Origin of the sequence: Streptomyces sp. NPDC093600 (genome assembly GCF_044764755.1) — a bacterium.
Classification (GTDB): Bacteria; Actinomycetota; Actinomycetes; order Streptomycetales; family Streptomycetaceae; genus Streptomyces.
On the sequence record NZ_JBIWIU010000001.1, the window covers coordinates 486,651 to 507,406 of the forward strand.

14 protein-coding genes are annotated in these 20,756 nt (G+C 72.5%); 10 read left to right on the plus strand and 4 right to left on the minus strand.

Annotation, left to right across the window (positions count from 1 at the left end):
- Positions 1-41 precede the first annotated feature (41 nt).
- Both ACIRB4_RS02500 and ACIRB4_RS02505 read right to left on the minus strand, forming a co-directional pair.
- Positions 42-815, minus strand: coding sequence for an SDR family NAD(P)-dependent oxidoreductase (locus ACIRB4_RS02500; protein ID WP_403287956.1), 774 nt, complete (start codon positions 813-815; stop codon positions 42-44).
- A 102-nt stretch (positions 816-917) separates the two neighbouring features.
- Positions 918-1,592: an MOSC domain-containing protein gene (locus tag ACIRB4_RS02505; protein ID WP_403287957.1), complete on the minus strand. Its 675-nt coding sequence runs from the start codon at positions 1,590-1,592 to the stop codon at positions 918-920.
- A 79-nt stretch (positions 1,593-1,671) separates the two neighbouring features.
- Here ACIRB4_RS02505 and ACIRB4_RS02510 point away from each other — a divergent pair, with 79 nt between their 5' ends.
- On the plus strand, positions 1,672-2,565 hold the full coding sequence (locus ACIRB4_RS02510) for a LysR family transcriptional regulator (protein WP_403287958.1): 894 nt from the start codon (positions 1,672-1,674) through the stop codon (positions 2,563-2,565).
- A 75-nt stretch (positions 2,566-2,640) separates the two neighbouring features.
- On the opposite strand, the gene ACIRB4_RS02515 is transcribed toward ACIRB4_RS02510, so the two are convergent.
- Positions 2,641-2,982, minus strand: coding sequence for a WhiB family transcriptional regulator (locus tag ACIRB4_RS02515; RefSeq protein WP_403287959.1), 342 nt, complete (start codon positions 2,980-2,982; stop codon positions 2,641-2,643).
- Positions 2,983-3,432: 450 nt separating this feature from the next.
- On the opposite strand from ACIRB4_RS02515, the gene ACIRB4_RS02520 reads away from it, so the two are divergent.
- From ACIRB4_RS02520 to ACIRB4_RS02535, 4 genes are all read left to right on the plus strand, one after another.
- Positions 3,433-4,044: a response regulator transcription factor gene (locus ACIRB4_RS02520; RefSeq protein ID WP_003948568.1), complete on the plus strand. Its 612-nt coding sequence runs from the start codon at positions 3,433-3,435 to the stop codon at positions 4,042-4,044.
- Positions 4,045-4,389: 345 nt separating this feature from the next.
- Positions 4,390-4,992 (plus strand): sigma-70 family RNA polymerase sigma factor, encoded by a 603-nt coding sequence (locus ACIRB4_RS02525; protein WP_403287961.1) that lies wholly within the window; start codon positions 4,390-4,392, stop codon positions 4,990-4,992.
- Positions 4,993-5,132: 140 nt separating this feature from the next.
- Positions 5,133-6,635 carry an IMP dehydrogenase gene (gene guaB, locus ACIRB4_RS02530; protein WP_403287962.1) on the plus strand — a complete coding sequence of 501 codons (1,503 nt, stop codon included), beginning with the start codon at positions 5,133-5,135 and terminating at the stop codon, positions 6,633-6,635.
- Between the two features lie 105 nt (positions 6,636-6,740).
- Positions 6,741-7,865 carry a GuaB3 family IMP dehydrogenase-related protein gene (locus ACIRB4_RS02535; RefSeq protein ID WP_392287976.1) on the plus strand — a complete coding sequence of 375 codons (1,125 nt, stop codon included), beginning with the start codon at positions 6,741-6,743 and terminating at the stop codon, positions 7,863-7,865.
- A 66-nt stretch (positions 7,866-7,931) separates the two neighbouring features.
- Here ACIRB4_RS02535 and ACIRB4_RS02540 read toward each other — a convergent pair whose 3' ends face one another.
- The gene (locus tag ACIRB4_RS02540; RefSeq protein ID WP_403287963.1) at positions 7,932-9,173 is read right to left on the minus strand and encodes a nucleotide sugar dehydrogenase; all 1,242 of its coding nucleotides are present in this window, start codon (positions 9,171-9,173) and stop codon (positions 7,932-7,934) included.
- Positions 9,174-9,398: 225 nt separating this feature from the next.
- Here ACIRB4_RS02540 and ACIRB4_RS02545 point away from each other — a divergent pair, with 225 nt between their 5' ends.
- From ACIRB4_RS02545 to ACIRB4_RS02565, 5 genes are all read left to right on the plus strand, one after another.
- Positions 9,399-11,105: a glycerol-3-phosphate dehydrogenase/oxidase gene (locus tag ACIRB4_RS02545; RefSeq protein ID WP_403287964.1), complete on the plus strand. Its 1,707-nt coding sequence runs from the start codon at positions 9,399-9,401 to the stop codon at positions 11,103-11,105.
- A gap of 313 nt (positions 11,106-11,418) precedes the next feature.
- Positions 11,419-13,923 carry a protein kinase gene (locus ACIRB4_RS02550; RefSeq protein ID WP_403287965.1) on the plus strand — a complete coding sequence of 835 codons (2,505 nt, stop codon included), beginning with the start codon at positions 11,419-11,421 and terminating at the stop codon, positions 13,921-13,923.
- 171 nt (positions 13,924-14,094) lie between these two features.
- A complete protein-coding gene (locus ACIRB4_RS02555) occupies positions 14,095-17,055 on the plus strand; it encodes a hypothetical protein (RefSeq protein WP_403287966.1) in 2,961 nt (986 codons plus the stop codon).
- A gap of 195 nt (positions 17,056-17,250) precedes the next feature.
- Positions 17,251-18,930, plus strand: coding sequence for a protein kinase (locus ACIRB4_RS02560; protein WP_403287968.1), 1,680 nt, complete (start codon positions 17,251-17,253; stop codon positions 18,928-18,930).
- A 168-nt stretch (positions 18,931-19,098) separates the two neighbouring features.
- Positions 19,099-20,733: a succinic semialdehyde dehydrogenase gene (locus ACIRB4_RS02565; protein WP_403287970.1), complete on the plus strand. Its 1,635-nt coding sequence runs from the start codon at positions 19,099-19,101 to the stop codon at positions 20,731-20,733.
- The last annotated feature ends 23 nt before the right edge of the window (positions 20,734-20,756 follow it).

Consider the following 20,756-nt stretch of genomic DNA (forward strand, 5'->3'; position numbering starts at 1 on the left):
TCCGCCACCACCGCCGCCACCACGTCGACCGCTCGGCCGGGCTACTTGGGGCCGTACTTACGACCCGCCTTGGAGGACACCCCGCCGAGCAGTCCGCGCGGCGCCAGCTTCACCACACCCATCAGCGCCTTGTAGCGGGGGTCCGGGACGGACAGCGTCTTCCCCCGCGCCAGATCGGCCAGCGCCTCGGTGACCAGCTTGTCGGCGTCGAGCCACATCCAGCCCGGAATGTTCTCCGTCCCCATCCCCGCGCGCGCGTGGAACTCCGTCCGCACGAACCCCGGGCAGAGCGCCATCAGCCGCACCCCGCTGCCCGCCAGGTCCCGCGCCGCGCCCTGGGTGAACTGCACGACCCACGCCTTCGACGCGCCGTAGGTGCCGCGCGGGACGAAGGCGGCCACCGAGGCCACGTTCACCACCCCGCCCCGGCCCCGGGCCCGCATGGACCGGGCCGCCGCCGACGTCAGCCGCAGCACCGCCTCGCAGTGGACCGTCAGCATCTTCAACTCGTCGGCCATGGACACGTCCAGGAACCGGCCCTTGTTGCCGAAACCGGCGTTGTTCACCAGCAGGTCGACCGGCTGTCGCGGATCCGAGAGCCGGGCCTCCACGGCCGCGATCCCCTTCTCCTCGGCCAGGTCCGCCGCGAGAACCTCGGCCTCCACCCCGTGCCGGTCGTGCAGTTCGGTCGCCTGCTCCCGCAGTCTCGTCACATCGCGGGCCACGAGCACCACGTCGTGCCCGTCCGCCGCCAGCTTCCGCGCGAAGGCGGCCCCGATCCCCGCCGTCGCGCCCGTAATCAGTGCAGTCGTCATATGCGGCACGTTAGCCGCCCCCGCCACCCCGCCCCGCCTCCGGTCGTACCCCCCGGTCACACCCCTGGTCACACCCGGGCGTCGCACCCCTCCGCGTACGGCTCAGGCGCCGGTGCCGTACTTCTCCGTGTAGGTGCGGGCGAGGTCCAGCAGGCCCGACTCCATCCACTCGGCGGCGACCAGCGTGCTCGGCAGCAGCGCGCGCTCCGTCATCGAGGCCCGGTACAGGTACGCGACCGTGACGGTGTGGTCCGGCCGGTGCACGACCGTCACCGGGTCGCCCGCCATGAGCTCCCCCGGCTCGATCACCCGCAGCAGCGCCCCCGGCCCCGCCGTCGACTCCGTGAAGCGCCGCACCCAGCCCTTCTCCCCGAGGAAGCCCGCGAACGTACGGCAGGGGATCCGGCTGCCGGTCACCTCCAGGAGCGCGTCGCCGATCCGCCAACGCTCCCCGACCAGCGCCCCGTTCACATCGAGCCCGAGCGTGGTGAGGTTCTCGCCGAAGCAGCCGTTCGGCAGCGGCCGGCCGAGCTCGCGCTCCCAGAGGTCCATGTCCTCCCGCGCGAAGGCGTACACGGCCCGGTCGTCGCCGCCGTGGAAGCGCAGGTCGCACACGTCGTCCCCGGCGACCCCGCTCGCCCCCACCCCGCGCGGCCCCGGCGCCTCGACCCGTACCGGCCCCTCGACCGGACGCTTGTCGACACCCGTCGTCCCCGAGGGGGCGTCGGTGTACTCCACGGCCTTGGCCCGGCCGACATTCACACTCAGCACCTTCATGAGCGCACCCTAAGGGAGGCGCCCCAAAGCAAGGAAGGGATATTCGCCCCCCAGCCCAAGACTCGCTTATGCTCGAAGGATGATCGAGGCCCGTCACCTCCGCGTCCTGCGCGCCGTCGCCGCCACCGGCTCCTTCTCGGCCGCCGCGCGGGAACTGGGCTGCACCCAGCCCGCGGTGAGCCAGCAGATGAAGGCGCTTGAGTCCTCCGCGGGCACCCCGCTGCTCATCCGCACCGGTCGCGAGATGCGCCTCACCCAGGCCGGCGAGGCGCTGGTGCGGCACGCCTCGGGCATCCTCGCCGGACTCACCGCGGCCGAGGAGGAGGTGGCCGCCATCGCCGGGCTGCGGGCCGGCCGCGTCCGTCTGGTCTCCTTCCCCAGCGGCAGCTCAACCCTCGTCCCCACCGCCCTCGCCGCCCTGCGCGCGGCCCATCCCGGCACCCGGGTCTCGCTGGTGGAGGCCGAGCCGCCGCGCTCGGTGGAGATGCTGCGCGACGGCGACTGCGACGTGGCCCTCGCCTTCCGGTACGGAGCGGGCCCCGCCGAGTGGGACGACCTCGTCGTCCGCCCGCTGCTCGCCGACCGCCTGGTCGGCCTGGTCCCGGACTCGCACCGGCTGGCCGGCGCGGAGTCGGTGGCCATCGCGGAACTGGCCGACGAGCCGTGGATCGCGGGCTGCCCGCGCTGCCGCCGCCAGTTGGTCGAGGTCTGCGAGGAGGCCGGCTTCACTCCGCGCATCGATTTCGCGACCGACGACTACCCGGCCGTCGTGGGACTCGTGGGCGCCGGCCTGGGCGTGGCGGTCCTGCCGCGGCTCGCCCTCGAATCGGTACGGCCCAAGGGCGCGCGCACTGTGGCCGTGGAGCCGGCCGTGGAGCGGGAGATCGTGGCCCTGACGCTGCCTGACCTGGCGCAGGTGCCCGCCGTCGCGGCGACGCTCGACGAGCTGAGCCGCGCGGCCACGCGCGCGTAGCGCGTGCTCCGAGGCCGGGTGGGGTGCGGGCCCGGCCTCTCACTGAACATGTCAGTGACCTGCAGAAACGTTACTTCAGGCGCGCCCCACGCCTGCCGAACTCGATGCCGATGCCGTGGCGGGTGCCGTGATCAGGCGATTGCGGGCTCGTCCCATGAGCTCTTCGCGTTCGTCCTCGGTGAGGCCGCCCCAGACGCCGTAGGGCTCCCGTACGGCGAGTGCGTGTGCCGCGCACTCCGCGCGTACCGGGCACCGCATGCAGACCTCTTTCGCCGAGTTCTCACGCGCACTCCGTGCCGCGCCGCGTTCTCCCTCGGGGTGGAAGAACAGGGAGCTGTCGACTCCGCGGCAGGCCGCGAGGAGTTGCCAGTCCCAAAGATCGGCGTTGGGTCCGGGAAGGCGGGAGAAATCTGCCATTGCGCTTGTCCCCTTGAAACCGTGTCGAACGGATTGGTGGGCGGGTGGATGGCTGATGTGCGGGGGCCCTTCGCCCCCCGTGGGTCTCGCGTACCCGCTCTCGCGGGTTCGACCCGACCGTACAACTACTGTCTAAGTAGATGTAAATATGACTCATTGCGAATCTAGCCACAGACACTGCAAAAAGGGAAGAAAACCCGCTAAATGGGGCATAGCTTCCAACGGAGGACGGATGACCTTCGACGCTCTGCTCCGCGTTCGCTCCCTCACGTAGAGTGCCGAAGGTGGCCGTCCGACCCGTAACTCTTTCGAGTGACCGTCGTTGAGAGTGCGGAGGCGGTTGAAGGAAGAAGCGCTCGGGCAGGTGTCCGAGGGCGTCAACCGCACAGGTGACGATACGTACCAGCCCTGGAGGCTCAAGGTGACGCGCATCAGCTGCGGAGGGCGGCCATGACATCCGTCCTCGTCTGCGACGACTCCCCGCTTGCCCGAGAGGCGCTTCGCCGCGCGGTCGCGACCGTGCCCGGCGTGGAGCGCGTGACCACCGCGGCCAACGGCGAGGAAGTCCTCCGCCGCTGGGGCGCGGACCGCTCGGACCTGATTCTGATGGACGTACGCATGCCCGGTCTGGGCGGCGTGGAGACCGTCCGCCGGCTGCTGTCCGCGGACCCCGGCGCCCGCATCATCATGCTCACCGTCGCCGAGGACCTGGACGGCGTCGCGCTCGCGGTCGCCGCCGGTGCCCGGGGCTATCTGCACAAGGATGCCTCGCGCGCCGAACTGCGGGCCACGGTCACCCAGGCCCTCGCCGACCCGACCTGGCGGCTCGCGCCGCGCCGGCTGCGTTCGGCGGAGATGGGCGCGGCCCCCACGCTCACCGCCCGTGAGATCCAGGTGCTCGAAGGGATGAGTCACGGCCGGTCCAACGCGGAGATCGGACGCGAGCTCTTCCTCTCCGAGGACACGGTCAAGACCCACGCCCGCCGCCTGTTCAAGAAGCTGGGCGCGTCCGACCGGGCCCACGCGGTCGCGCTGGGCTTCCGCTGGGGCCTGGTCCGCTAGATCCGCCCGGCTCTGATCCGCCGGACGGGTTCAGGTGTCGTCGCCCGGGTGACTCGGGGTCCGTGAGGCCCCGGTCCGCCGGACATGCTCCAGGCGTCCCATGCCCGTCGCACCCCCGTCCGCCACGGCGGGCGGGGCGGCTTCTGTCCCCACCGAGGCAGCGGCTTGTGTCAGTAACTCGCCCGATGCCGCATCCTTGAGGGTGTGGAGTTCCTCGGGGACGAGTCGATCGAGCGGAAGGGGAGGGCGCAGGAGATGAGTTCCGGCGCACCTGCTCATAACGCTTCGGTGCACAACTACGGACGCGGTGCCGCTGATCCTCAGGCGTCAAGGCACCATGGAGCGATGCGCGACGACGAGACCGTGGGGTCACCCATGCCCGTAGGGCCGGGGGAGATCGGTGCACTCGTTCACCGTGCCGTCGACGGCGACGAGCAGGCGACGCACGACCTTCTGGCGCGCGTCCACCCCCTCGCCCTGCGCTACTGCCGCACCCGGCTCAGCCGGCTGCCCGGTGATGCCCGCCACTTCGTCGAGGACTTGGCGCAGGAGGTCTGCGTCGCGGTCCTGATGGCGCTGCCGCGCTACAAGGACACGGGCAGGCCCTTCGAGGCGTTCGTCTTCGCCATCGCCGGACACAAGGTCGCCGATCTGCAGCGCGCCGCCATGCGCCATCCGGGGTCGACGGCGGTGCCCTCCGACGAGATGCCGGAGCGGCCCGACGACTCACTGGGCCCCGAGGAGCGTGCGCTGCTCAGCGACGACGCCGAGTGGGCCAAGAGGCTCCTCGCCAACCTCCCCGAGAACCAGCGGGAACTGCTGGTGCTCCGGGTGGCCGTCGGGCTGACGGCCGAGGAGACCGGCCAGATGCTCGGCATGTCGCCGGGGGCCGTACGGGTGGCGCAGCACCGCGCGCTCAGCCGTCTTCGGGCACTGGCCGAGCAGTAAGGGTCGACGAGAGCCGGTGGCCCTCACGTACACGTATGAACGCACAAAGCTTCTCGGTGATCTTGCTCGTGGAATGAGACACCGCCGTAGCCCGTTAGCATGGACGTCCGCACCGATCAAGGCCATTTGGGGAAGGTGTCATGACTGTCAACGTCGACGGAGTGCCCGAGAAATTCGCGACGCTCGGGCTGACCTACGACGACGTGCTGCTGCTGCCGGGCGCGTCGGAGGTGCTCCCCAACGCGGTCGACACCTCGTCCCGTATCTCCCGTAACGTCCGGGTCCAGATCCCGCTGCTCTCGGCGGCGATGGACAAGGTGACCGAGTCCCGCATGGCGATCGCCATGGCCCGTCTGGGCGGTGTCGGCGTGCTGCACCGCAACCTCTCCATCGAGGACCAGGCCAACCAGGTCGACCTGGTGAAGCGCTCCGAGTCCGGGATGGTCACCGACCCCATCACGGTGCACCCTGAGGCGACGCTCGCCGAGGCGGACGCCCTGTGCGCCAAGTTCCGCATCAGCGGTGTCCCCGTCACCAACCCGGACGGCAAGCTGCTGGGCATCGTGACCAACCGCGACATGGCCTTCGAGAGCGACCGCAGCCGCCAGGTCCGCGAGGTCATGACGCCGATGCCGCTGGTCACCGGGAAGGTCGGCATCTCCGGCGTCGACGCCATGGAGCTGCTGCGCCGCCACAAGATCGAGAAGCTGCCGCTCGTCGACGACGAGGGCGTGCTCAAGGGCCTGATCACCGTCAAGGACTTCGTCAAGGCGGAGAAGTACCCGAACGCCGCCAAGGACGCCGAGGGCCGCCTGCTCGTCGGCGCCGCCGTGGGCGCCAGCCCCGAGGCGCTGGAGCGCGCCCAGGCGCTCGCCGCCGCCGGAGCGGACTTCCTGGTCGTCGACACCTCGCACGGCCACAACAGCAACGCCCTGAGCTGGATGGCGAAGATCAAGTCGAGCGTGAGCGTCGACGTGATCGGCGGCAACGTCGCCACCCGTGACGGCGCGCAGGCGCTGATCGACGCCGGTGTCGACGGCATCAAGGTCGGCGTGGGCCCCGGCTCGATCTGCACCACCCGCGTGGTCGCGGGCATCGGCGTCCCGCAGGTCACCGCCATCTACGAAGCCTCTCTCGCGGCCCGTGCGGCCGGCGTCCCGCTGATCGGCGACGGCGGTCTGCAGTACTCCGGCGACATCGGCAAGGCGCTGGCCGCCGGCGCCGACACCGTGATGCTCGGCAGCCTCCTCGCGGGCTGCGAGGAGTCGCCCGGCGAGCTGATGTTCATCAACGGCAAGCAGTTCAAGTCGTACCGCGGCATGGGCTCGCTCGGCGCCATGCAGTCCCGCGGCCAGGGCAGGTCGTACTCGAAGGACCGCTACTTCCAGGCCGAGGTCAGCTCCGACGACAAGCTCGTGCCCGAGGGCGTCGAGGGCCAGGTGCCCTACCGCGGCCCGCTCTCCAACGTCCTGCACCAGCTCGTCGGCGGTCTCCGTCAGACCATGGGCTATGTGGGTGCCGCCACCGTCGCGGAGATGGAGTCGAAGGGCCGCTTCGTGCGGATCACCTCGGCGGGGCTCAAGGAGAGCCACCCGCACGACATCCAGATGACGGTCGAGGCGCCGAACTACAGCAGGAAGTGACGCGCGGGTGAGTGAGGGGCGGTTCCGGCATGTGGCCGGAACCGCCCCTCCCGCTTGTGTCGGGGATACTGGTAGGCGCAGACATAGAGGGAAAGGCCACACATCGTGACTGAGATCGAGATCGGGCGCGGCAAGCGCGGCCGCAGGGCGTACGCGTTCGACGACATCGCCGTCGTACCGAGCCGGCGCACCCGGGACCCGAAGGAGGTCTCGATCGCCTGGCAGATCGACGCCTACCGCTTCGAGCTCCCCTTCCTGGCCGCCCCCATGGACTCGGTCGTCTCGCCGCAGACCGCCATCCGCATCGGCGAGCTGGGCGGCCTGGGCGTGCTGAACCTCGAGGGCCTGTGGACGCGGTACGAAGACCCGCAGCCGCTGCTCGACGAGATCGCGGAGCTGGACGAGGCCAACGCGACCCGCCGTCTGCAGGAGATCTACGCCGCTCCGATCAAGGAGGAGCTGATCGGGCAGCGGATCAAGGAGGTGCGCGACTCGGGCGTGGTCACCGCCGCCGCGCTCTCCCCGCAGCGCACCGCGCAGTTCTCCAAGGCCGTCGTCGACGCCGGGGTGGACATCTTCGTCATCCGCGGCACCACGGTCTCCGCCGAGCACGTCTCCGGCGCCGCCGAGCCGCTGAACCTCAAGCAGTTCATCTACGAGCTCGACGTCCCGGTCATCGTCGGCGGCTGCGCCACGTACACCGCCGCCCTGCACCTGATGCGCACCGGCGCCGCGGGTGTCCTGGTCGGCTTCGGCGGTGGCGCGGCGCACACCACGCGCAACGTCCTCGGCATCCAGGTCCCGATGGCGACCGCGGTCGCCGACGTGGCCGCGGCCCGCCGCGACTACATGGACGAGTCCGGCGGCCGTTACGTCCACGTCATCGCCGACGGCGGTGTGGGCTGGTCGGGCGACCTGCCGAAGGCGATCGCCTGCGGCGCCGACTCGGTCATGATCGGCTCCCCGCTGGCCCGCGCCACGGACGCCCCGGGCAAGGGCCACCACTGGGGCATGGAGGCCGTCCACGAGGACGTGCCGCGCGGCAAGCTGGTCGACCTGGGCATCGTCGGCACGACCGAGGAGATCCTCGCGGGCCCGTCGCACTCCCCGGACGGCTCCATGAACTTCTTCGGCGCCCTGCGCCGCGCGATGGCCACCACGGGCTACAGCGAGCTCAAGGAGTTCCAGCGGGTCGAGGTCACGGTCGCGGACGCGCAGCACAAGCGCTGACGCTGTTCTCGTACGTACGGAGGGCCCCGCACCGGGTGGTGCGGGGCCCTTCCGCGTGTCCGGGTCTCAGAGGCGGTGGGCGGCCCCCGCCGGGGTGGCGCCGCGGGTGTCGAGGAGCAGCTGGGCCTTGACCGACAGGCCCTGGAGGTCGTACGTGCGGTGGTGCTGGAGCAGGAGCGTGAGGTCGGCGTGGGCGGCGGCTTCGTAGAGGGAGTCCGCCCGGGGGACCGGCAGGTCGCGGACGCGCCAGTCCGGCACGTACGGGTCGTGGTAGCTGACCACGGCTCCCAGGTCCATCAGGCGGCGGGCGATCTCGTCGGCGGGGGAGCCCTCGCGGTCGGCGAGATCGGGTTTGTAGGTGACGCCGAGCAGAAGCACCCGGGCGCCGCGGGCCGACTTGCCGTGCTCGTTCAGCAGGGTGGCGCAGCGTTGGATGACGTACCCCGGCATGCGTTCGTTGACCTGGCTCGCCAGCTCGACCATACGGAGCGGGCGTTGGGCCCCGATGGTGTCGACGGGCACGCCGTGGCCGCCGACGCCCGGGCCCGGGCGGAAGGCCTGGAAGCCGAAGGGCTTGGTCTCCGCGCAGCGGATGACGTCCCACAGGTCGACGCCGAGCTCGTGGCAGAGCACCGCCATCTCGTTCACCAGGGCGATGTTGACGTGCCGGAAGTTGGTCTCCAGAAGCTTGACCGTCTCCGCTTCGCGGGGGCCACGCGCGCGTACCACCTTGTCGGTGACGCGGCCGTAGAAGGCGGCGGCGGACTCCGTGCAGGCGGGGGTGAGGCCGCCGATGACCTTGGGCGTCCCGGCGAAGCCGTGGGTGCGGTTGCCGGGGTCGAGTCGCCCGGGGGAGTACGCGAGGTGGAAGTCGCGGCCCGCGCGCAGGCCCGAGCCCTCTTCGAGGAGGTCGCGCAGCATGCCCTCGGTGGTGCCGGGGTGGACGGGTGACTCCAGCAGCACCGTGGTGTGCGGGCGCAGCCGGGCGGCCAGGGCGCGGGCGGCGTCGGCGACGGCGGCGAGGTCGAGGGCCCGGTCGGGGCCGGGCGGGGTGGGGGCGCAGATGACGGCCGTACGGACCCGGCCGAGGTCCGCCGGGTCGGTGGAGGGCCGGAAGCCTCCCGCGAGCATCCGGCGGATCTCCGACGCGCTGAGCGAACCGTCGACGGGCGGGCGGCCCGCGGCGAGTTCGGCGACGGGGCGCGGGTCGGTGTCGTAGCCGATGGTGTCGATGCCGGCGGCGACGGCGGCTTGGGCGAGGGGGAGTCCGTGGTGGCCGAGGCCGATGACGGCGAGATCAGCGGGCATGGAGGTGGGACGTCCTTCCCAGTAGCCGGAGGGGACGAGACGCGCAAGCCCGGTGGACAGAACGAGGGGCGAGCGCAATGTCAGACTAGGCGTAAATATGACCGATATGCGGGATTGTGGGGTCGAAGGTCGCCGAGTGTTATCCACAGGCGGTGGCTGAAGTCGGAGGGCCGGGACAGAATCGAGACTGTGAGCCCGACCACGGGGGGACGACGGGAGGCAGCGGTGAGGACAGCGGCACTGGGGCCGGCGGAGCGTGCGGAAGCGCTCGCGACGATGGCCGAGCGTGAACTGGACGTACTGGTCGTGGGTGCCGGTGTCGTCGGCGCCGGGACCGCCCTCGACGCGGTCACGAGAGGACTCTCGACCGGGCTCGTGGAGGCCCGGGACTGGGCGTCCGGCACCTCCAGCCGGTCGAGCAAGCTGATCCACGGCGGCCTGCGGTATCTGGAGATGCTGGACTTCGCGCTCGTGCGGGAGGCGCTGAAGGAGCGCGGACTGCTCCTGGAGCGGCTCGCACCCCATCTGGTGAAACCGGTGCCCTTCCTCTATCCCCTGAAGCACAAGGGCTGGGAGCGGCTCTACGCCGGCTCGGGCGTCGCGCTGTACGACGCGATGTCCGTGTCGTCGGGACACGGCCGCGGCCTCCCCGTCCACCGGCATCTGTCACGGCGTCACGCCCTGCGGGTGGCGCCCTGCCTGAAGAAGGACGCGCTGGTCGGGGCGTTGCAGTACTACGACGCCCAGATGGACGACGCCCGCTTCGTCGCCACACTCGTACGGACCGCGGCGAGCTACGGCGCGAAGGCCGCCAGCCGGGCGAGGGTGATCGGCTTCCTGCGCGAGGGGGAACGGGTGGTCGGCGCCCGGGTGAAGGACGTCGAGGGCGGCGGCGAGTACGAGATCCGTGCCAAGCAGATCGTGAACGCCACCGGGGTGTGGACGGACGACACCCAGGCGCTCATCGGGGAGAGGGGGCAGTTCCATGTACGGGCGTCCAAAGGCATCCATCTGGTGGTGCCCAAGGACCGGATTCACTCGAACACCGGACTGATCCTGCGCACCGAGAAGTCCGTGCTGTTCGTGATCCCCTGGGGACGGCACTGGATCGTCGGCACCACGGACACCGACTGGGACCTGGACAAAGCCCATCCGGCCGCGTCCAGCGCCGATATCGACTATCTCCTCGAACGCGTCAACAGCGTGCTGGCGGTCCCGCTCGGCCGGGACGACGTCCAGGGGGTCTACGCCGGGCTGCGGCCCCTCCTCGCCGGAGAGTCGGACGCGACCAGCAAACTCTCGCGCGAACACACCGTCGCGCACCCGGTCCCCGGTCTCGTCGTCGTCGCGGGCGGCAAGTACACCACCTACCGCGTGATGGCCAAGGACGCCGTCGACGAGGCCGTGCACGCGCTCGACCAGCGGGTCGCTGCCTGCGTCACCGAGGACATCCCGCTGCTCGGCGCCGAGGGGTACAAGGCGCTGTGGAACGCGCGGGCCAGGATCGCCGCCCGAACCGGGCTCCATGTCGTACGGGTCGAGCATCTGCTCAACCGCTACGGCGCCCTGACGGAGGAGATCCTGGAGCTGGTCGCCAGTGACCCGAGCCTCGGCGAACCGCTGACCGGAGCCGAGGACTATCTGCGCGCCGAGATCGTCTACGCCGCCTCGCACGAGGGGGCCCGGCACCTGGACGACGTCCTGACCCGGCGCACCCGCATCTCGATCGAGACCTTCGACCGGGGGACGCGCAGCGCGCGGGAGTGCGCGGAGCTGATGGCGCCGGTACTGGGCTGGGACGCGCAGCAGATCGAGAAGGAGGTCGAGCACTACGAGAAGCGGGTGGAGGCGGAGCGGGAGTCGCAGCGGCAGCCGGACGACCTGACGGCGGACGCGGCGCGTCTGGGCGCGCCGGACATCGTGCCGATCTGACGCCCTGTCGGGATCGGGTCGGTACGGAAGGGGGAAGCAAGGGGGAGGATCGACATCAACTCGCCGTGCTGCTCGTTGGGTTGGCACCCGCGCCTGACGCCCCGTTCGGGAGGCCGGGGAACCTCAGGGGGGTGGCTGGGCGTCGGGTGGCATGGTGGGAGTGTCGTTCCCCGGGGCCGTCTTCTCGGACTGCGGACCCGGGAGCAGTGCGGGTCCCGGAGTGAGAGACAATGGGCTCTCTTCCAGGGCGGGTTACCGCATCGCGCGGGAAGCGGCAGGCGCGGGCGAAGATCAGGGATCGCAGAGGGGACGCATGTCGGAGGCGGAGCAGTCGCGGGGCACGGCGCGGGACCCTCGGCGGGACGCCGGCGCGGGTGCCGGAACCGACGGCGACCGGGGTGTGGTCCCAGCGGCGCGTGAGGCGGAGCGGGACGGCGGCTCCGGCGCGCAGACGGGCAAGGCGGACGGCGCGGAGAGGGATCAGGCGGGCGGCGCGAGCAGCGCCGAAGCCGCCGCCGAACCCTCGGACGCCCGGCCGGGCAAGGTCCCGGGACCGGCGACGGCCGGAGAGGCATCGATGGCCTCGAAGCCGGGCCCGGACGCCGTGTCCCCGGAGATGGACGCGGGACGCGCGGACAGGGCTCCGTCGGGCGCCGCCACGGCCGGCGGCAAGCCGACCGGCAGCGCGCCGGGGAAGGCGGTCGCGGAGGGCGAGAGCCCGGCCGGATCACCGTCCGCCCAGCGGGACGACTCGAAGCCTGCCGACTCGAAGCCTGCAGACGCGAGGCCTGCGGATCTCAAAAAGCCGGCCGAGGCGCGGTCGGCCGACGCGAAGGCGGCCGAGCCCAAGCCTGCCGACCCGAAGCCGCTTGTCGGCGGCGCGAAGTCGCCTGTCGACGCGCGGCCCGGTGACGTGAAGGGCACGGGCGTCGGCGCCGGAGGGGCCCAGGGCGCCAGGAAGGCCGGTGCTCCCGGACGCGCCGCGAAGGCGGCGGCCGGGGCGACGGCCGAGGGCAGTCTGCTGGCCGGGCGGTACCGCCTCGGCGCCGTGCTCGGGCGCGGCGGCATGGGCACGGTGTGGCGTGCCGTCGACGAGACGCTCGGACGGACCGTCGCCGTCAAGGAGCTTCGCTTCCCCAACAGCATCGACGAGGACGAGAAGCGACGCCTCATCACCCGGACCCTGCGCGAGGCCAAGGCCATCGCCCGGATCCGTAACAACGGCGCCGTGACCGTCTACGACGTCGTCGACGAGGACGACCGGCCCTGGATCGTCATGGAGCTGATCGAGGGCAAGTCGCTCGCCGACGCCGTCCGGGAGGACGGCACCCTCACGCCCCACCGCGCCGCCGAGGTCGGCCTCGCCATCCTCGACGTGCTGCGCTCCGCGCACCGCGAGGGCATCCTGCACCGCGACGTGAAGCCGTCGAACGTCCTGATCGCCGAGGACGGCCGGGTCGTCCTCACCGACTTCGGCATCGCCCAGGTCGAGGGCGACCCCTCGATCACCTCCACCGGCATGCTCGTCGGCGCCCCCTCCTACATCTCGCCGGAGCGGGCTCGTGGCCACAAGCCCGGGCCGGCCGCCGACATGTGGTCGCTCGGCGGACTGCTGTACGCGGCCGTCGAGGGCAGCCCGCCGTACGACAAGGGCTCCGCGATCGCGACGCTCACCGCCGTGATGACCGAGCCCGTCGACCCGCCGAAGAACGCGGGGCCGCTGCTCGAGAAGGTCATCTACGGCCTGCTCGCCAAGGACCCCGCCCAGCGGCTCGACGACGCGGGCGCCCGCGCGCTCCTGAGGGCCGTGCTCGACGCTCCCGCGCCCACCTTCGTGCCCGAGCCGTCGCCGGAGGCCACCCGGGTCGTTCCCCTGCCGCCGGCGCCCTCGAAGCCGCCGTTCGGACCCGCCACCACGGAGCGGAGCGGCGAGGCGGCGGCCGAGCGGATGCTCGGCGCGCTCAAGTCCGTACGCAACGCCGCCACCGCGCCGAAGCCGGTGCGGGGCGGCAACAGGCCGGCCCAGGCCCGGGCGTCGCTCACGGATGTGGTGCCGCGCCGCACGCTGGTGATCATCGCCGCGATCGTCGTCCTCGCCCTGCTCGGCACCATCCTCGCCGTCGCGCTGGGCGGAGGCGACGACGGCACGGGCAACAAAGGCGGTGGCACGGGCGGCGGCGACCAGGTGACCTCGGCCGGTGCCACGGCGGGAAACGGTGGCACCGAGGAGCAGGGTCAGACGCAGGGGCAGGGCCAGACGCCGAGCGAGCCCGGCGAGCAGCCCGGCGGTACGGGCGAGCAGAGCGGTACGCCGTCGGGGAAGCCCAGCACCGGCGGCCCCGGCACGGGCGGCGCGTCGCTGCCCGCCGGCTACGTCATGGTGGCCAACGACCGCTTCCACTTCAGCATGGCGATGCCGTCGTCCTTCAAGCTCAACGCCATAGCGGGCCAGAACTCCGGCGGGATATTCAACGCGAACGGCGGCTTCCCGCGCGTCCAGGTCGACTTCAACGACAGCCCGAAGGACGACGCGGCCAGCGCCTGGGCCGGTGCCGTGGCCGGGGTGTCCGCCAGCAGCAACGGCTACCGCCACATCGGCATCAAGCCCGTCTCGTACAAGGGATATCCGACCGTCGCCGACTGGGAGTTCGAGCGCGACCAGAGCGGCATCCGGGTCCGGATCCTCAACCGGGGATTCAAGGTGGACGCCAAGCGGGGCTACTCCATCATGATCAGCTGCAAGGCGGACGCGTGGAACGCCGCCGAGTGCAAGACGCTGCGGGACACGGCGTTCGCCACGTTCAGCCCCAAGGACTGACCGACGGCACGTATCGTGAGAGGTCGGGGACCGTACGCAGCTGGACAGAGCCGACAACTGCACGGGTTCCGACCATAATTGACGGTTCCGACGATCCATGAGATCCCTGGGGTGTGCGGGGTCCATGGGATCGTGGGAACAGGGGCACAGCGCGCTCGGTGGGGAGGCGTCGTGGAGGACTACGCGGGAAGGGTGCTCGCCGACCGCTACCGCCTGCCGCTGCCGCCGTCGGACGCGTACGAGCCCGTGGAGACGCGCGCCTTCGACACGTACAGCGGGCAGGAGGTCCTGGTCCGCCAGGTGCCGCTGCCCGAGGTGGTCGACGCCGAGTTCCTCGACGCGGAGTTTCTCGACGCGGAGTTCGTCGACGGTGACGCGGGCGGCGGTTCCGCGGCTCATCCGGCGCGGGGGCGGGCGTCCCGGCGCCCGGCCGACCCCGCCGTGCGGAGGGCCGTCGAGGCGGCGCAGGCCGCCGCGCGGATCCCCGACCATCCCCGACTCGACCAGGTCTTCGACGTGTTCGCCGAAGCCGGTTCGCTGTGGATAGTGAGTGAACTGGTGGCGGCCAGGCCGCTGGCCTCGCTCCTCGCCGAACGCCCCCTCACTCCCTACCGGGCGGCGGAGATCGGCGCCGACGTCCTCACCGCCCTGCGGGCGCTGCACGCCCATGGCTGGACCCACCGGAACATCACCCCGCGCACGGTGCTCGTCTGCGACGACGGACGGGTGGTGCTCACCGGGCTCGCGACGGGCGCGGCGGAGGAGGCCCTGTGCGGGTACGCACCGGTGCCGGAGCCCGAGGAGGACGACCGGCGGTACACGGGGGGTGCCGAGCTGCCCGGTGGGGCCGCTGGGTCCGCCGGGGCCGCCGAGGGGCCGCGTGTTCCCGCTGCCGCCGAGCGGCCGGACCGCGGTACGGCCGTCCCCGTCCCCGTGCCCGGCGCACGCGCGCGTGCGGAGATCGAGGCGGCCGGACCCGAACGCCCGAGGACGGCAGACGAGTCGGGCGCCGAGCCGGGCACCGAGTCGGACAACCCGGTGGTGAGTCCGACCACGGACGTACGGGCGGCCCGCGCGGGTGCCATCGCCGCGTACCGCGCGGGAGCCCGCGCCGCGGCACGCCTCGCGGACACCGGACCCGTGCCGGTGCGGCGGTCGGACCCGGACCTGGACGCGCGCCCGGACCCGGGCCCGCACCCCGACCTGGACCCGTACGAGGACCCCGACCCGTACGCGGACCCGCACCCTGACCCGTACGCCGGCCCCGGCCCCGACCTGAGCCCCGGTGACGGCCCGGACCGCGCAACCGCGCCCGTGCCCGCGCGGGGTCTCGGTCCCGAGCCGCAGTGGTGGTCCCAGGCCGAGGACGACGAGGGCGACGACGCCGAGGACGAGGGCGCCGGACCGCCCCGCGCGCTGCTCACGGGCCGTTGGAGCGACGGGCCGCACGCCTCGCGCGACGGCTCGGGGCCGATCCCCGCGGGCGGCTCGGGTCCGGCCGGAGGCCGGGGAAGCGGCCAGGTGCTCCCGGGCTCCGGCCGCCCCGCTCTCCCGGCCGGCTACACCCCCGCACAGGCCCCACAGGCCCCGCACACGGCCCCCGTTCCCGCCGCTCCGGCCCCGGTGCCCGCGCCGGCCGTCAGCCACTGGGACGGGCCCGCGCCGGACGCGGACGGCCCCGGACACCCGTACCGGGGTCCCGCCACCCGGCTCGCCGGCGAGCGGGCCCGCCAGACGCGGATCGCCGTCGTCGGCGCCGTCACCGAGCGCTGGGCCCCCGAACAGGCGGGTCCGGTCCACGAGAACTGGCGGCTGGCTCCGCCCATCGGCCCCGCCACCGACCTCTGGGCGCTCGGCGCGCTGCTCTACCGGGCGGTCCAGGGCCACGCCCCGTACCCGGAGGACAACGCGGCCGAGCTGGTCCAGCTCGTGTGCGCCGAGCCCCCCGCCTTCGCCGAGGAGTGCGGGCCACTGCGCCCCGTCGTCGAGTCCCTGCTGCGCCAGGACCCCACCGAGCGCCCCGACTTCGAGGAGGTGCGGGGCTGGCTGCGCTCCCTCGTCCGGTCGGCGCCCGAGCCCGACGCCGGCGTCGGGGTCGTCCCGCTGCCGTCCGTCGACGCCACCCGGCTGCCCATCGTGCGCCGCCGTGGCGAACTGGTGCGCAGGCGTCGTGGGGGAGCGGCCGGCGGCCGCCACCGGCAGAGGAAGAGCAAGCAGCCCTACCTGCCCCCTCAGCCCCATGGGCCGGCCGAGCCCCGCCGGGCCCGTGGCCAGGACCGGCGCCACGAGCCCCGGCGGGAGTTCCGCCAGGAGTCCCGGCAGGAGGAGTTCCACGAGGAACTCCCGCAGCGAGCCCCCCGCGCTCCACGGCCTGTGCGGTCACCCGCAGTGTCCCGTTCCCCGCGGGCGCTCGGACGTACGCTGCTGCTCGTGATCCTGCTGCTGCTCGGTGGGGCCGTCGCGTACGCCGTGATGTTCATGCCCCAGGAGGGTGGCGCGGGGGGCCAACGAGCCGCCGGGCAGCCGGGCGGGCAGTCCACCGTGCCCTCGGACCCCGGCCCGCCGAAGACCACCCCGAGCACGCAACCCACCCCGGGCACGAAACCGAGCACGAAACCGGGCGCGAGCACGACACCGCGCCCCGGCGCGACCACCCCGCCCGCCGCCGGCGCGGACCTCGCGACGGGTTACTCACTGCGCAAGGATCCGGAAGGCTTCCAGGTCGGCGTCGCCGACGGCTGGCGGCGCAGCCCCATCAACGACGCCGGACAAGTCCGTTACATCGGTGGCGAGTTCACCCTCATCGTCGTGCCCGGACGGGACACCGTGCAGACCCACGGCGCTGACCCGATGGCGTACCAGCGCACCAAGGAGCGCGAGCTCCAGCCCTGGCGGGACTCCTCCTGGTCCAGCGCCTCCGGACTGCGCCGCATCGACGTCGGCCGACAGGCCATGGCGGTGGGGCAGTTCACCTGGCAGGACAGCACGGGCCGCGAGGTGTTCGTCCGCAACCTGGCCCTGATCGAGGGCGGCCGCTACCACGTGGTCCAGGTCATCGGCCCGGAAACCGAACGCGACGAGGTGTCCGAGATCTACGACCAGGCCGTGAAGGCGTACCGCGCGACGCGCTGAGACGACCGGTCGGCTCCCCGCCTACCGGTCGGCTCACCGTCGACCGGCCGGCTCCCCGCCTACCGGCCGCCCGCCACTCGCTCGCCCGACGACCCGTCCGCCGCCCGGTCACAGGCTTGTTCCGTTGCCCGCCCCGAGGTTCCGCCGCCCGTTCCGCCTCCGTAATCTGGCCTCAGAAGGAACGGGCGGGGGCAAGTGGAGCATTCACAGAGCGCAGGCGCGGGGACCGGGGCCGGAGCGGACACCGGGCAGGGCCTCCTGCTGGCCGGGCGGTACCGGTTGGGCGAGACGATCGGCCGCGGCGGCATGGGCAAGGTCTGGCGCGCCCACGACGAGGTCCTGCACCGGATCGTCGCCGTCAAGGAGTTGACGGCGGGTCGGTTCGTGGCCGAGGCCGACCGCCTGGTGCTGCACGCCCGTACGCAGAAGGAGGCCCGCGCCGCGGCGCGGATCACTCACCCCGGCGTGGTCACCGTCCATGACGTGCTGGAGCACGACGACCGTCCGTGGATCGTGATGCAGTACGTCGACGGGCCCTCGCTCGCCGACGCCGCAAAGGAGTCCGGCACGATCGAGCCCCGGGAGGCGGCCCGGATCGGCCTGCACGTCCTCGGCGCCCTGCGGGCCGCGCACGCGGCCGGGGTGCTGCACCGGGACGTCAAGCCCGGCAACGTCCTGCTGGCCCGCGACGGCCGGGTCCTGCTCACCGACTTCGGGATCGCGGCGATCGAGGGCGACTCGACGATCACGCGCACCGGTGAACTCGTCGGCTCCATCGACTACCTGGCACCCGAGCGGGTACGGGGCGGGGACCCCGGTCCCGCATCCGACCTGTGGTCGCTGGGCGCGACGCTGTACACGGCGGTGGAGGGCAGCTCGCCGTTCCGGCGGAGCTCTCCGATCAGCACCATGCAGGCGGTGGTGACGGAGGAGCCGTCGCACCCCGGGAAGGCCGGGCCGCTGGCATCCGTCATCGTCGCGCTGCTCCGCAAGGACCCGGCGCACCGGCCGCTCGCGGACGAGGCCGAGCGGATGCTGCTCGACGCCATGGAGGGCCGCACGCCGCGAGCGGCGCAGGCGTACGTCCCGACGCAGCGGGTGCCGGAGGAGGCGCTGACCGCCGCCACCGCGTCGCTGCCCGAGACCGGCCGGCCCGAGCACGCGCAGCAGCCGCACCCGGAGCCCGCGGGCACGGGCGCCGGTACGTCGTCGACCCTCGCCGACGTACCGGTCACCGCCCCCGCCAGGAGCCGCGGACGGTGGCGTACGGCCGTCCTGGCGGCCGTCCTCGCGGGCCTGGTCGCGGGCGGGGCCGTCTTCGCCGCGATGAACTACTCCGCCGCCCGGGACGCCGACCGCGACCGTCGTGCCGCGGAGCGGAGCACGGCCCCCACCGGCCCGGCCGAGGCCGGGATACCCGCCGGCTGGCACAGGGTCGAGGACCCCGAGGGCTTCAGCCTCCTCGTCCCCGACGGCTGGAAGCGGCAGACCGACGGCGACAACATCGACTACACGCCGGACAACGGCCGCCACCGGATCCGGATCAGCATCGACCCCACGCCCGACTTCGAGAACCCGTACGTGCATGTGCTGGACCTGGAGAAGACCCTCAAGAAGCGCATGCAGTACCAGCGGATCAAGCTCAACCAGAACACCTACCGCGACCAGGTCCGCTCCGCCCGGTGGGAGTTCACCTGGTACGAGAAGCAGGAGTTCCCGGGCCCGAGGCACGCCATCGACCAGCTGTACTTCACGGACGACGGCACCGAGTACGCCCTGTACATGTCCTCGCCGGAGTCGAGCTGGGAGACCACCCGGCAGCAGTTCGACATCGTTCTGCGGCACTGGCGGGCGCCGGGCGAGCAGACGGACTGAGCGAGCCGAGCGAGTGGCCATCGGAACCGGGAAATCGCACGCGCGCCCTACCGTAAGCCCCTGATCAGGGCTTATATGCCAGTGATCGCTGGCGCGATTGTGCGCACCCGGTGAAAACGCGTTACCGACGGGTACCCAAAGACCGGGATGCGGCCTACTCTCGCCCTCATGACGGACTCGCAGGCTCGCGCCACCACGCTCACGGCGGTCACCACCACCGGTACGAACCCCCTCGCGCCCTCGCCCGCCGGTGCGCGCACCGCGGCCGACGTGGTGACGCCCGAGGTGGTCGCCCAGCTCACTCGCGGGGTCGTCGGCTCCGGCCGTACCGCGAACCACACCCCGTTCACCGGCGAGAAGCTCGCCGAGCTGCCCGAGTCCACCCCCGAGGACGTCGCCGAGGCGTTCGCCCGCGCCCGCGCCGCCCAGGGCGTCTGGGCCGCGACCCCGGTCCGGGCCCGCGCCGCCGTCCTGCTCCGCTTCCACGACCTGGTCCTGGAGCGCCAGGCCGAGGTGCTCGACCTCATCCAGCTGGAAACGGGCAAGGCCCGGCTCCACGCCCACGAGGAGGTCCTGGCGGTCGCCGTCGCCGCCCGCCACTACGGCCGCAAGGCCCCCTCCTACCTGCGCCCCAAGCACCACACCGGTGTCGTACCGACCCTCACCAAGGTCACCGAGCTGCGCCAGCCGCGCGGGGTCGTCGGCCAGATCGCCCCCTGGAACTACCCGCTGGAGCTCTCCGTCGGCGACGCGCTGCCCGCCTTCGTCGCGGGCAACGCCGTGGTGATGAAGCCGGACACCGAGACCGCCCTCACGGCGCTGTGGGCCCGGGACCTGCTCATCGAGGCGGGGCTGCCGGCCGAGGTCTTCCAGGTCGTCCTCGGCGAAGGACCGGTGGTGGGCCCCGAGGTCGTCAAGCACGCCGACTACGTCTCCTTCACCGGCTCCACCCGCACCGGCCGCGAGGTCGCGCAGGGCGCCGCCGCCCGTCTCGTCGGTGTCACGCTCGAACTCGGCGGCAAGAACGCCATGCTGGTCCTGAAGGACGCCGACATCGAGAAGGCGGCCGCCGGCGCCGTCCGCGCCTGCTTCTCCTCGGCCGGACAGCTCTGCATCTCCATCGAGCGGCTGTACGTGCACGAGTCGGTCGCCGACGACTTCGTCGCCCGGTTCGCCGCCCGCACGAAGGCGATGCGGCTCGGCAACTCCCTCGCCTACGGCGCCGACATGGGCTCCCTCGTCAGCGGTCGGCAGCTGGAGACGGTCACCCGGCACGTCGAGGAGGCCGTCGCCAAGGGCGCCAAGGTCGTCGCGGGCGGCGTCGCCCGCCCCGACATCGGCCCGCTCTTCTACGAGCCGACCATCCTCGACGGCGTCGAGGCGCCGATGGCCGTCTGCACCGAGGAGACCTTCGGCCCCGTCGTCTCGATCTACCGCTTCAAGGACGAGGACGAGGTCGTCGAGCTCGCCAACGCCACGCCGTACGGCCTCAACTCCTCCATCTGGACCAGGGACGCGCGCCGCGGCCACGCCATCGCCGCCCGGCTGCGCACCGGCACGGTCAACATCAACGAGGGGTACGCCCCGGCGTACGGAAGCGTCCAGGCGCCGATGGGCGGCATGAAGGACTCCGGCCTGGGGCGGCGCCACGGCTCGGAGGGCATCCTCAAGTTCACCGAGGCCCAGACCGTCGCCCAGCAGCGGCTGATCCCACTCGCGCCGTCCTTCGGCATGGACGACGAGAAGTACGCCGCGTTCATGAGCGTGTCCCTGAAGGCGATGAAGGCCCTGCGCCTGCGCTGACACCCGCCGCCGCATCCGCACGT